Source organism: Enterobacter sp. HMSC16D10 (assembly GCF_001807145.1).
Taxonomy (GTDB): Bacteria; Pseudomonadota; Gammaproteobacteria; order Enterobacterales; family Enterobacteriaceae; genus Enterobacter; species Enterobacter roggenkampii.
This window is the reverse complement of record NZ_KV787865.1, coordinates 45,932-58,317: the sequence shown is the minus strand read 5'-3', so window position 1 is coordinate 58,317 and position 12,386 is coordinate 45,932. Positions and strand designations below refer to the sequence as shown.

General features: G+C 56.1%; 13 protein-coding genes and 1 other annotated feature. Of the genes, 3 read left to right on the top strand and 10 right to left on the bottom strand.

Going from position 1 to position 12,386, the window contains the following annotated elements:
• Nucleotides 1-143 precede the first annotated feature (143 nt).
• The 6 genes from thrC to yjjY form a co-directional block, all read right to left on the bottom strand.
• Nucleotides 144-1,430: a threonine synthase gene (gene thrC, locus HMPREF3143_RS09425; RefSeq protein WP_032654931.1), complete on the bottom strand. Its 1,287-nt coding sequence runs from the start codon at nucleotides 1,428-1,430 to the stop codon at nucleotides 144-146.
• Nucleotides 1,431-1,433: 3 nt separating this feature from the next.
• On the bottom strand, nucleotides 1,434-2,363 hold the full coding sequence (gene thrB, locus HMPREF3143_RS09420) for a homoserine kinase (RefSeq protein ID WP_021240567.1): 930 nt from the start codon (nucleotides 2,361-2,363) through the stop codon (nucleotides 1,434-1,436).
• Between the two features lies 1 nt (nucleotide 2,364).
• Nucleotides 2,365-4,827 carry a bifunctional aspartate kinase/homoserine dehydrogenase I gene (gene thrA, locus HMPREF3143_RS09415; protein WP_070532843.1) on the bottom strand — a complete coding sequence of 821 codons (2,463 nt, stop codon included), beginning with the start codon at nucleotides 4,825-4,827 and terminating at the stop codon, nucleotides 2,365-2,367.
• 24 nt (nucleotides 4,828-4,851) lie between these two features.
• Nucleotides 4,852-4,969 (bottom strand) — a sequence feature (Thr leader region).
• Nucleotides 4,908-4,976 carry a thr operon leader peptide gene (gene thrL, locus HMPREF3143_RS24700; RefSeq protein ID WP_015572623.1) on the bottom strand — a complete coding sequence of 23 codons (69 nt, stop codon included), beginning with the start codon at nucleotides 4,974-4,976 and terminating at the stop codon, nucleotides 4,908-4,910. Its footprint overlaps the feature before it by 62 nt.
• 211 nt (nucleotides 4,977-5,187) lie before the next feature.
• Nucleotides 5,188-5,874 (bottom strand): tRNA/rRNA methyltransferase, encoded by a 687-nt coding sequence (locus tag HMPREF3143_RS09410; RefSeq protein WP_008502053.1) that lies wholly within the window; start codon nucleotides 5,872-5,874, stop codon nucleotides 5,188-5,190.
• Between the two features lie 399 nt (nucleotides 5,875-6,273).
• Nucleotides 6,274-6,414: a YjjY family protein gene (gene yjjY / locus HMPREF3143_RS25585; protein WP_085928893.1), complete on the bottom strand. Its 141-nt coding sequence runs from the start codon at nucleotides 6,412-6,414 to the stop codon at nucleotides 6,274-6,276.
• A gap of 95 nt (nucleotides 6,415-6,509) precedes the next feature.
• Here yjjY and arcA point away from each other — a divergent pair, with 95 nt between their 5' ends.
• Nucleotides 6,510-7,226 (top strand): two-component system response regulator ArcA, encoded by a 717-nt coding sequence (gene arcA / locus HMPREF3143_RS09405; RefSeq protein WP_003856501.1) that lies wholly within the window; start codon nucleotides 6,510-6,512, stop codon nucleotides 7,224-7,226.
• A 46-nt stretch (nucleotides 7,227-7,272) separates the two neighbouring features.
• Here arcA and creA read toward each other — a convergent pair whose 3' ends face one another.
• Complete coding sequence (gene creA / locus HMPREF3143_RS09400; RefSeq protein WP_023293322.1) at nucleotides 7,273-7,746, bottom strand: protein CreA; 474 nt, start codon at nucleotides 7,744-7,746, stop codon at nucleotides 7,273-7,275.
• 211 nt (nucleotides 7,747-7,957) lie between these two features.
• Between creA and robA the strand changes: the two genes are divergently transcribed.
• The gene (gene robA / locus HMPREF3143_RS09395; protein ID WP_008502056.1) at nucleotides 7,958-8,827 is read left to right on the top strand and encodes an MDR efflux pump AcrAB transcriptional activator RobA; all 870 of its coding nucleotides are present in this window, start codon (nucleotides 7,958-7,960) and stop codon (nucleotides 8,825-8,827) included.
• Here the strand turns inward: robA and gpmB are convergent.
• On the bottom strand, nucleotides 8,824-9,471 hold the full coding sequence (gene gpmB, locus HMPREF3143_RS09390) for a 2,3-diphosphoglycerate-dependent phosphoglycerate mutase GpmB (protein WP_008502057.1): 648 nt from the start codon (nucleotides 9,469-9,471) through the stop codon (nucleotides 8,824-8,826). The genes robA and gpmB overlap by 4 nt on opposite strands.
• A gap of 50 nt (nucleotides 9,472-9,521) precedes the next feature.
• Here gpmB and yjjX point away from each other — a divergent pair, with 50 nt between their 5' ends.
• Complete coding sequence (gene yjjX / locus HMPREF3143_RS09385) at nucleotides 9,522-10,037, top strand: inosine/xanthosine triphosphatase (RefSeq protein ID WP_008502058.1); 516 nt, start codon at nucleotides 9,522-9,524, stop codon at nucleotides 10,035-10,037.
• Here yjjX and trpR read toward each other — a convergent pair.
• Nucleotides 10,034-10,360, bottom strand: coding sequence for a trp operon repressor (gene trpR, locus HMPREF3143_RS09380; protein ID WP_021240574.1), 327 nt, complete (start codon nucleotides 10,358-10,360; stop codon nucleotides 10,034-10,036). The genes yjjX and trpR overlap by 4 nt on opposite strands.
• A gap of 55 nt (nucleotides 10,361-10,415) precedes the next feature.
• The gene (sltY, locus tag HMPREF3143_RS09375; RefSeq protein ID WP_070532840.1) at nucleotides 10,416-12,353 is read right to left on the bottom strand and encodes a murein transglycosylase; all 1,938 of its coding nucleotides are present in this window, start codon (nucleotides 12,351-12,353) and stop codon (nucleotides 10,416-10,418) included.
• Nucleotides 12,354-12,386: the final 33 nt, after the last annotated feature.

The following is a 12,386-nucleotide window of genomic DNA, read 5'->3' as shown; positions in this document are numbered from 1 at the left end:
GCCGGGTGGCGCTTCGCTTACCCGGCCTACGGTTTGTTCGTCTTTGTTGGCCCGGTAAGGCGAAGCCGCCACCGGGCAACACAATCACGCACGCGTCATCATCAGTTGTAGGTCGGGTAAGGCGTAGCCGCACCCGACAAAAATCACGCGCGGGTCATCATCAGCTTACGCAGCGCCGCAAAGTCCGCCGGCAGCTCATGGGACAGCAGCGGCAGGTCGGCACGCTCGGCCAGTTCTTTCGGCAGCGGCAGCGTTTCGCCCAGGATCGCCTCCACGCTCTCTTTGAACTTCGCCGGATGTGCGGTTCCCAGGAACAGGCCGTATTCACCCGGATTAAGCTGATCGCGCAGCGCGCGGTAAGCAATCGCCGCGTGCGGTTCAGAGGTATACCCCACCGCCTTCAGCTCGCGCATGGTGGATTTGGTGGTTTCATCCGTCACCGCAGCATAGCCCAGGTCGCCCAGACGCCAGATCTTACGGCGGAACAGCTCTTCCACCCGCGGCCAGTTGTTCGGCTGAGACACATCCATCGCATTGGAGAGCGTCGCCTGCGTGGCGTTCGGCGCCCACTTACCGTCTTTCAGGAAGCGCGGCACGGTGTCGTTAGCGTTGGTGGCGGCGATAAAGCGTTTCACCGGCAGACCCAGGGATTTCGCCAGCAGGCCAGCCGTCAGGTCACCGAAGTTACCGCTCGGCACGGAGATCACCAGCTGATTGCGCGCGTCCTGCGGCAGCTGCGCCACCGCTTCGAAGTAGTAGCAGATCTGCGCCAGCAGACGGCTGATGTTGATGGAGTTGGCGGAGTTCAGACCCAGCGCCACCTTCAGATCTTCGTCGTCGAAGGCCTGCTTGACCAGCGCCTGGCAGGCATCGAAATCGCCGTCAATTGCCACGGTTTCAATGTTGCCGCCGAGGGTGCAGAACAGTTTCTCCTGCAGCGGGCTGATTTTACCTTTCGGATAGAGGATCACCACGCGGACGTTTTTCAGGCCGTAGAACGCGTGGGCGACCGCCGCGCCGGTATCCCCGGAGGTCGCGGTCAGGATGGTCACCGGCTTGTCGCCACTGATGTGGGTCAGCATCTGCGCCATAAAGCGGCCGCCGAAGTCTTTGAACGCCAGCGTCGGACCGTGGAACAGCTCCAGGCAGCCAACATCAGGCTCAACCTGCTGAACCGGCGCCGGGAAGGCGAATGCCGCGCGTACGCGCTCTTCCAGCAGCTCCTGCGGAATTTCATCCCCGATAAACGCGGACAGAATTTTGGTGCTGCGGGTGACAAAATCCTGCTTCAGCAGGTCATCAATCTCGGTCAGCTGGAATTCCGGCAGGTCATGCGGGAAAAACAGCCCCTGATTTTTGCCCAGTCCCTGAGTCACCGCCTGCGCGAAGCTGACCTGCTCGTTATGATCTTTAAGGTTGTAGAGTTTCATTAATTATCCCAGTACTCGTGCGCCAGCCGTGTCCAGACGGCAAATATGAACAAAGCCTTCCTGATTTTGCAGGTAGTGTTTAGAGAGCCAGTCCGCCACGCGCTGCGCAGTGTCAGGCTTGTCGCACAGGGCGAACAGCGTCGGGCCGGAGCCGGAGATGCCGCACGCCTGCGCGCCGATATCCATGGACGCCTGTCGCGCCTCGTTAAAGCCGGGCAGCAGCTTCGTGCGGTACGGCTCGGCAATGACGTCCTTCATCAGTTTGGCCGCCAGCTGCGGCTGACGGGTGTAGCAGGCGTGGATAAAGCCCGCCAGATGACGCCCGTGGGCGATACAGTCCTGACGGCGATACTGCGCGGGCAGGATCGCACGCGCTTCCGCGGTTGATACCTTGATACCCGGATAGGCCAGCACCCACAGCCACTCATCAAACCCTGGCACCTGCTGGCTGATGATGCCATTTTCTTCGATCATCAGCTGCATGCCGCCGAGGAAGCATGGCGCAACGTTGTCATAATGAATGCTGCCGGAGATACGCCCTTCCAGCTCGCCCATTAAGGCAAGCAGGCGGTTGTTGTTCAGCGGCTTGCCGCAGTGCTCGTTCATCGCCACCAGCGCGGCGACCACCGAGCAGGCGCTGGAACCCAGCCCGGAGCCAATCGGCATACTTTTTTCCAGCGTCATGGCGACCGGCACGTTTTTACCGATCTCCTGACAGAAACGCTCCCAGCACTGATAGACGATATTCTCGCGTGGCTCAGACGGTAGTTTGCTGGCGAAGCGGCCTACGTTATTCAGGCTGAAGCTGTCTGCCGCTTCCACCGTCACCGTATCGCCCAGCAGCGAACCGTCCACCGGCGTCACCGCCGCACCCAGCACGTCAAATCCGACGCTCATATTCGCGCTGGAAGCCGGGGCATAAACTTTGACCATGTTAAACTCCTAACTTCCATGACAGGGTACGCAGCAGATCGGCAAAGACACCCGCCGCCGTAACGTCGTTCCCTGCGCCATAGCCGCGAAGCACCAGCGGCAGTGGCTGATAATAGTGGCTGTAAAACGCGAGGGCGTTTTCGCCGTTTTTGACTTTGTACAGCGGGTCGTTGCCATCCACTTCGGCAATCTTCACCCGGCACACGCCATCTTCTTCAATGTTGCCAACATAGCGCAATACCTTACCTTCATCACGGGCTTTCGCCACGCGGGCGGCAAACGCGTCGTCAAGCTGCGGCAGCCTGGCCATAAAGGCGCTGACGTCACCGCTGCTGTCAAATTCTGCCGGCAGGAACGGCTCAATCACGATATCGGAAAGCTCAAGCTCACGGCCCGTTTCGCGCGCGAGGATCAGCAGCTTGCGCGCCACGTCCATACCGGAAAGGTCGTCACGCGGATCCGGCTCGGTATAGCCCAGCTCGCGCGCGGCGCGGGTGGCCTCCGAGAGGCTCATTCCCTCATCCAGCTTGCCGAAGATAAACGACAGCGAGCCGGAGAGAATGCCGGAGAAACGCTGCAGCTCATCGCCCGCGTTAAGCAGGTTCTGCAGGTTCTCGATAACCGGCAGGCCTGCCCCCACGTTGGTGTCGTAGAGGAACTTGCGGCGCGACTTGCTCGCTGCCAGACGCAGCTGGTGATAGTAATCCATCGACGAGGTGTTGGCCTTTTTGTTCGGCGTCACCACGTGGAAACCTTCGCGCAGGAAGTCCGCGTACTGGTCGGCCACCGCCTGGTTCGAGGTACAGTCGACGATGACCGGGTTAAGCAGATGATACTCTTTTACCAGACGGATCAGGCGACCCAGGTTGAACGGCTCTTTTGCCTCATTCATCTCGGCCTGCCAGTTTTCCAGGTTCAGGCCGTGGACGTTGGTCAGCAGCGCTCTGGAATTCGCGATCCCGCAGACGCGCAGGTCGATGTGTTTCTTCTTAAGCCATTCCTGCTGACGCTTCACCTGCTCCAGCAGCGCGCCGCCGACGCCGCCCACGCCAATCAGGAACAGCTCGATGACCTGATCGGTGTTGAACAGCATCTGGTGAACCACACGAACGCCGGTGGTGGCATCGTCGTTATCCACAACAACAGAAATTGAACGCTCTGACGAGCCCTGGGCAATCGCCACGATATTGATATTGGCGCGCGCCAGCGCGGCAAAGAATTTGGCGGAGATACCGCGCAGGGTGCGCATACCGTCGCCCACCACGGAGATGATCGCCAGACGCTCCTGAATCGCGAGCGGCTCCAGCAATTCTTCTTTCAGCTCCAGATAGAACTCTTCCTCCAGCGCGCGGCGGGCGCGAAGGCAGTCAGCCTGCGGCACGCAGAAGCTGATGCTGTACTCTGAAGAAGACTGGGTGATCAGCACCACCGAAATACCGTTGCGGGACATGGCCGCAAACACGCGTGCCGCCATGCCGACCATCCCTTTCATCCCCGGACCCGAGACGCTGAACATCGCCATATTGTTCAGGTTGGAGATGCCTTTCACCGGCAGTCCGTCCTCATCGGTACTCGCGCCAATCAGCGTACCCGGCGCCTGCGGGTTACCGGTGTTTTTAATCAGGCAAGGGATTTGGAACTGGGCAATCGGGGAGATAGTACGCGGGTGAAGTACTTTGGCGCCGAAGTAGGAAAGCTCCATCGCTTCCTGGTACGACATCGACTTCAGCAGCCTGGCGTCCGGTACCTGGCGCGGATCGCAGGTATACACGCCGTCAACATCAGTCCAGATCTCACAACAGTCTGCGCGTAAACAGGCGGCCAGCACGGCGGCGGAGTAGTCGGAGCCGTTACGGCCCAGCACCACCAGCTCGCCCTTCTCGTTACCGGCGGTAAAGCCAGCCATCAGGATCATGTGGTCAGACGGAATTTTGCTGGCGGCGATACGGCGGGTTGATTCGGCAATATCAACGGTGGATTCGAGGTAGTGGCCCACCGCCAGCAGTTTTTCAACGGGATCGATCACGGTCACGCTATGGCCGCGCGCTTCCAGCACGCCGGCCATGATGGCGATAGAGAGTTTTTCACCGCGACAAATCAGCGCTGCATTGATGCTGTCCGGGCATTGGCCGAGAAGGCTGATGCCGTGCAGGACGTGTTTAATTTGCGCGAATTCTTGTTCAACAAAAGACTTCAGCTGCGCATGCGGGAAGCCAGGCAGCGCTTCTGCCAGGCCTTGCAGTAAGTCAGCGAAGATACGCTCTGCGTCGCTGATGTTCGGAAGTGCATCCTGGCCACCGATGGTTTTTTCAATCATCGCCACCAGATGGTTCGTGATTTTTGCCGGGGCAGAGAGCACGGTCGCAACCTGCCCCTGCCTGGCGTTGCTTTCCAGGATATCGGCAACACGCAGAAAACGTTCTGCATTTGCCACTGATGTACCGCCGAACTTCAACACTCGCATGGTTCTACCTCGTTTCCTTTAGCCGAAAAAAAAGCCCGCACTGTTCAGGTGCGGGCTTTTTTCTGTTTTTCCTGTACGCGTCAGCCCGCATCGTTACCTGTGGTAATGATGATGGTTGTGGTAATGGTGGTGATGCTGATGCGTTTCATGGATGTTGTGTACTCTGTCATTATTATCTGTCTGTGCTGTATTCTTTTAGGGTTAAAGGATCGGGCCCCTTAAGTCAATGGATTTTTAATTTGATCACATTTTGGGAGACTCTCAGGTCCCGCTGCGTGCCGCTTTATTTTCATCCGATTACCCCAAACGCAACCCGTTCAGACAGACTTATTCGCCATAGTAAAAACTTATGGCAGTATTTTACTCGGCCAATTTTTTTTCAATATCGTGCAGCAAACGATGCAACATGGCGGTGTCCCGTTGCTCAAGACGACCAAGACGCTGCTGCAGCCAGTCGGCCATTTTCTGATCGTCCGCGACGCCAAGGCTCGATAACAGCCCCTGCACACGAGTTCGCAGCGCGGCCAGCTGATTTTCATTTGCCGCTTCTGGCTGAGGTTGAGGGATTTGCATTAGGGAGGCTAATTGATAGCAATAGACCATGACCGCCTGGCCCAAATTCAGGGAAGGATAATCGGCCACCATCGGCGCACCGGTAAGAACGTCCGCCAATTCCAGCTCTTCGTTGGTTAATCCGGAATCTTCACGTCCAAATACCAGCGCGGCTTTCTCCAGCCACTGGCTTTTCTCTTCGAGCATGGGTACCAGTTCAGCAGGCGTGGCGTAATAGTGGAACTTCGCCCGGCTGCGCGCGGTGGTTGCAACGGTAAACGAAATGTCATGCAGCGCGTCGGCAAGCGTAGCGTAAGTGGTTATATTATCGAGAATATCTCCCGAACCGTGCGCCACCCACCGGGCGGCTGGCTCCAGATGGGCCGTGCTGTCCACAATACGTAAATCGGTAAAACCCATGGTCTTCATCGCACGCGCCGCTGCGCCTATATTTTCTGCTCTGGCTGGTGCAACCAGTACAATCGACAGATGCATTTATGCTCTCTTTTTAATCAGTTAGCCGGTAAAAATGTGATGCACTTCAACATATTACGCAGCGCGAATTTACAAAATTGCAACACAAATCACCGAAATAGCGTTTCATAACAAATTAAAAACGCTAAACTATTCTGTGTCTGAACAATCAGTTAGAATGTTAACAGAACACTATTATCCCTATGTTTTATAATGATAATAGTAACATGAATACTCTATTCTGATTGGATTCGCTTCGTTTATAAATCAATGTCCGCAACTAGTTGGTTTATTGAAAAATTGTGACAAAGGCTAGCATTCGGCTACGATGATTTCATCAAACTGTTAACGTGCTACAATTGAACTTGATATATGTCAACGAAGCGTAGTTTTATTGGGTGTCTGGTGTCACTTAGCCTGTTATGTTGCTGTTAAAATGGTTAGGATGACAGCCGTTTTTGACACTGTCGGGTCCAAAGGGAAAGTACCCAAGACCAAGCTAATGATGTTGTTGACGTTGATGGAAAGTGCATCAAGAACGCAATTACGTACTTTAGTCACGTTAAGCCGATCATGTTAATTTGCGACATGCATCAGGCAGGTCAGGGACTTTTGTACTTCCTGTTTCGATTTAGTTGGCAATTTAGGTAGCAAACATGCAGACCCCGCACATTCTTATCGTTGAAGACGAGTTGGTAACACGCAACACGTTAAAGAGCATTTTCGAAGCAGAAGGCTACGATGTCTTTGAAGCGACCGATGGCGCAGAGATGCATCAGATCCTTTCTGAAAATGATATCAACCTGGTGATCATGGATATTAACCTGCCGGGCAAAAACGGTCTTCTTCTGGCGCGCGAACTGCGCGAGCAGGCGAACGTCGCGTTAATGTTCCTGACGGGCCGTGACAACGAAGTTGATAAAATTCTTGGCCTGGAAATCGGTGCGGATGATTACATCACCAAGCCGTTCAACCCTCGCGAGTTAACCATTCGTGCACGCAACCTGCTGTCCCGCACCATGAACCTGGGCACGGTCAGCGAAGAGCGTCGTAGCGTCGATAGCTACAAATTCAACGGCTGGGAACTTGATATCAATAGCCGTTCGCTGATTAGCCCGAACGGCGAGCAGTATAAACTGCCGCGCAGTGAATTCCGCGCGATGCTGCACTTCTGCGAAAACCCGGGCAAGATCCAGTCCCGTGCAGAGCTGCTGAAGAAAATGACCGGCCGTGAGCTGAAGCCGCACGACCGTACCGTAGACGTCACCATCCGTCGTATTCGTAAGCACTTCGAATCTACGCCAGATACGCCGGAAATCATCGCCACGATCCACGGCGAAGGGTACCGTTTCTGCGGTGACCTGCAGGAGTAATCCCGCAGTTAACGCATTAAAAAACGGCGCATTTGCGCCGTTTTTTTTATTCCCGCCACGGCATAATCGGCACCGCGCTAATCGCGTTTTTCGGTGAACCTTCTACCACTTTATCGGAATAGGCCAGGTAAGCCAGCGTATTGCGTTTGGCATCATAGAAACGCACAACCTGCAGCTTTTTGAACACCAGCGAGGTTCGTTTCTGGAATACCACGTCGCCCTGCGCTTTGCCGTTTTTAATTTTATCGCTCAATTCAACCGGGCCCACCTGCTGACAGGAGATCGCCGCATCGGAGGTGTCTTCCGCCAGCCCCAGACCGCCCTTGATACCGCCCGTTTTCGCACGGCTGACATAGCAGGTGACGTTTTTCACGTCCGGATCGTCAAACGCCTCCACCACGATTTTGTGGTCCGGGCCAAACATTTTGAACACGGTGTCGACAGAACCAATCTGTTCCGCCTGTGCGACGCGCCCGGCCATCAACATCAGCGCGGTGAAGAGCAAAGTCTTGTATTTCATATTGTTACCATTCTTTAAAATTACACTGAGCGATTATTCAACACTTTAGACAAAAATGTAGCAAGATCACAGGATTAGAATATATTTACCCATAATGCCCTACAAAAAGCATGAAAGCGCAAAAAAAACACTGAATGCTAAAACATCAAAAAATGCTATTATCCGCTAACCTGTTATCAGGCACCTGCTGTTTTAAGGATGAGGATAGTATATGGATCAGGCTGGAATTATTCGCGACCTGCTCACCTGGCTGGAAGGTCATCTCGACCAGCCTTTGTCACTGGATAATGTGGCGGCTAAAGCAGGCTATTCCAAGTGGCATCTGCAAAGGATGTTCAAGGATGTCACCGGTCATGCTATCGGGGCCTATATTCGCGCACGTCGTTTATCGAAATCTGCTGTGGCTCTGCGCCTGACCGCGCGCCCGATTCTGGATATTGCCCTGCAATATCGTTTCGATTCGCAGCAGACCTTCACCCGCGCCTTTAAAAAACAGTTCTCGTTGACGCCAGCGCTGTATCGTCGCTCGCCTGACTGGAGCTCGTTTGGCATGCGTCCGCCGCTGCGTCTGGGCGAGTTCGCGATGCCGAAGTATGAAATTATTACCCTGCCGGAAACCCATCTGATCGGCACGACGCAGAGCTACTCCTGTTCGCTGGAGCAGATTTCCGAGTTCCGTCATCAGATGCGCGTCCAGTTCTGGCGCGACTTCCTGAGCCACGCACCGGCGATCCCGCCTATTCTGTATGGTCTCAACGAAACGCACCCAAGCCAGGAAAAGGACGACGAGCAGGAGGTGTTCTACACCACCGCGCTGACTCCAGAGATGGCCAATGGCTACATTCAAGGTTCAAAACCTGTCGTGCTGGAAGGCGGTGAATACGTGATGTTCGCCTATGAAGGGCTGGGAACGGGCGTTCAGGAGTTCATCCTGACCGTTTACGGAACCTGCATGCCGATGCTGAATCTGAATCGCCGTAAAGGTCAGGACATTGAGCGCTACTACCCGGCGCAGGATGCCAAACCGGAAGAAGGCCCCATCAATCTGCGTATGGAATTCTTGATTCCAATACGTCGTTAACGCTGCAGTTCGTCAAGCGCAGGGGCATCGAGATGCGAAATGTCCCCTGCCATCTCCACCACCCAACCTGACGCCAGCCATGCGCTCTCCTGATAATCAATTCGGGAAATAGAGCAGTTGCGCAGACGCAAACGGCGCTCAGCGTAAGCCGGTAGTCCCAGAATGGTGCTCACCAGGCATCCCAACGCAATCCCATGACTCACCAGCAGCGGACGGCTTCCCGCCGGGAGCTTCAGGCATTCCGCCAGGGCGGCATGCATACGTACGCTGAGCTCCTGCATGGATTCGCCCTCAGGAATACGGCCATCTTCGGTACCGTTTACCAGCGTGCGGCGCCAGCCCTCTTCCGTTTCCGTCAGCGTATCGATATGGCGTTTTTCCAGCACGCCCATATCCAGCTCGCGCAGGCGCGGCTCAAGCATGACGTCACAGCCGCAGGCGTCCGCGATGATGCGCGCCGTCTGTTGTGTGCGACCTAAATCGCTGGTAATCACGTGGGTAATGCCCAGCGTTCTGGCGCGTTCCGCCACCTGCCACGCTTGCTGCACACCCTTCTCAGTGAGAGGACTGTCTGACTGGCCTTGAATACGTCGCTCGGCGTTCCACTGCGTTTCACCGTGGCGAACAAGGTATACCTGTAACATGCTTTTTTTCCGTTATACTGCGATGAATTTTTTTTGAATCGAGCTTAATTATGCACCATGTTGTCTCTGCTACCACTAATCCTGCCAAAATTCAGGCAATTCTAAGGGCATTTGACGAGATCTTCGGCGCAGGATCCTGCCATATTGAGGCCATCGGCGTCGAGAGTGGCGTTCCTGAACAGCCGTTTGGCAGCGAGGAAACGCGCGCTGGCGCACGAAATCGCGTGGCAAATGCCAGAGCTGCGGCCCCGGATGCGGACTTTTGGGTGGCGATTGAAGCCGGTATCGACGAAGGCGCAACCTTTAGCTGGGTGGTGATCGAAAGCCGCGAGCAGCGCGGCGAGGCGCGTTCGGCCACCCTGCCCCTGCCGGAGATCATTCTGGAAAAAGTGCGTGCGGGTGAAGCGCTCGGGCCGGTGATGTCGCAGTACACCGGCATTGATGAGATTGGCCGTAAAGAAGGAGCGATTGGCGTCTTTACCGCCGGTGCGCTGACGCGTTCAGGCGTTTATCACCAGGCGGTGATCCTGGCGTTAAGCCCGTTCCATAACGCGATCTATCGTTAGGCGTTTTTCAACAACACCGCTTCCAGCCACTGGCGCAGCTCAACGGGCGCCGACTTTAGGCTGTTCGATCCGCGGGTAATCGTCGCGATGCCCGCGCCGAGCTCATTTTTCAGCTCGCGCTGGCTCATCTCGCCGCGCAGCAGCTCTTCAATGATGCGCACGCGCGTGCCCAGCGCCTCACGCTCGTCTGGCGTGAGCATTAGCTGCATCAGGGGTAAATGCAAATCCTGCTCGTAAGACTGGCGAAGCAGCTCCACAAAACGAAGCCACTCCTGATGACGTTGTTCGGCCATTGCCGAGGAATACGGGGAATGCTGGGTCATGTTATGCTGCCTCTTGTACTCTTTAGCGAGTACAGCATAACACAACCCACGCCGATCAGTAACGTCTCTGCCACTCGGCATCGCTCATCAGGGTGTCTTTCTGCCCCATGAAGTAGCGATAGTAGGCGTCATAAGCCAGCACGTTCTTCACGTAGCCGCGCGTTTCCGAGAACGGGATGCTCTCGACAAACGCCACGGCGTCGATGCGTCCGGCGCTGTTGCCGAGCCAGGTGCGCACGCGACCCGGCCCCGCGTTATACGCCGCCGACGCGAAGATGCGGTTATTGCCGAACTGCTGATACACATACTGCAGGTAGCTGGTACCGATGTTGATGTTGGTATCCGGATCCAGAAGCTGTGACGGACTGCTGTAGCCAGGAATATTAAACATCTTCACCGTGTGCGTCGCCGTGCCCGGCATAATCTGCATCAGGCCGCTGGCGCCCACCGGGGAACGGACTTTCGGGTTCCATGCGCTCTCCTGACGGGCAATTGCCATCGCGTAGCTTTGCGGGATATCTTTGCCGCTGGTGTAGCGATCGAACAGATCCTTGTAAGCCAGCGGGAAACGCTCTTCGAGATGATCCCAAAGCTTACCGGCGATCGTCGCCTGCACGCTCAGATCCCACCAGCGATTATCAAACGCATAGCGGGCAAGCTGAGCTTTTTCATCGGTAGTGCGGCTGGTCACCAGATTCGCCCACTCGCTGCGCGCGGTGTTGTCCATATTCCAGTACATCAGCTCGCGAACGCGCGCCATTTCTGGCCCCTGGGTCAGCGCCGGATTCGCGTTAGCGGGCGCTTTATCGATGCGGAAGGTGTACTCCTCGCCCAGGCGCTGCGCGGCCGCCATCGGGTAGAACCCGCGCTGCTGCATCAGCGTATGAAGAATTTCTTTGGCCTCATCATCACGACCGCGCTCCAGCAGCAGATCGGCCTGCCAGTAACGCCATTCATCTTTCTCTTTGGCCTCCATAGGCAACCGGGCGAGCCAGGTATTGAGCCCACGACGGTCGCCCGTACCCAGCGCCATTCGCACGCGGCGCTCCACCAGCGACGTGGAGTTCGAACGCATAATCGCATCGTCTCGCCAGCGCGCCTGCTCGTCGGTCACATCGGTGCCCATCAGTCGCCACGCCACGATATCGCGCAGCTCCTGCGTTTGCTCCTCATTAAGCTGCTGCGCCTGCACCAGCTGCGGGATCATCAGCCGCGCGTTTTCCACATCGTCACGCGCCACGCTGGCAAAAGCCACCGCCGCCATCTGGCGGGTAAAATCGGTCGCGCCCGTACTGCGGGCAAAGGTCAGCACGCTGTTGGGATCGTTTGCCAGCGAAATAACTGCCGTGGAGATCGTCTGGTAATCGGACGGCATCTGCCCCGCCAGCGCAGTCACCAGACGCGTATTACCGGCTTTCATCGCCAGGCGGATACGCTCAAGGTAGGACAGCGGATCCTGCTTGCCGGAAGCACGCCACGCGCCGAACAGGGAATCACAGGCGTTCGGCTGGTTTTTCCCGGTCAGCCAGAGCTCTTTCGCCCCGGCCCAGGCCTCTTCCTGCTGGCCGGTCGCCCATTTTGCGTAGTAGTAGTTACACTGCGCTTCGGTGGTATTCGGCTTTTCAGGGCTAAACGCCAGCAGCCCGCGCCAGTCTTCGCGACGCGCCAGTTCGTTCACAAAACGAGACTGAAGATTCCGGGCTGGCGGCAGGGTCGGGTTCGCCTGAATGAAGTTATTCACGGTAACGGTGGGTTGATTCATGAGATCGTCCGTAATTTGACGATACTCCAGATACGGATACAGCGGATAATCCTTGAGCGTCGGCATCAGCGCCTGCACGGTATCCATCTGCTTGTTGTCCCATGCCTGTTTAATCTGGGCATACCGGTTACGTTGTTCATCCAGTGAATCGGCATGCACCGCCTGGCTTACCGCCATTACGCATACGCTGGCAGCCAGCAGACGCCAGACCACCCGTTTGGCTTTTTCCACAAGCTCTTCCTCATTGTTTTTTCGTCAATTGCA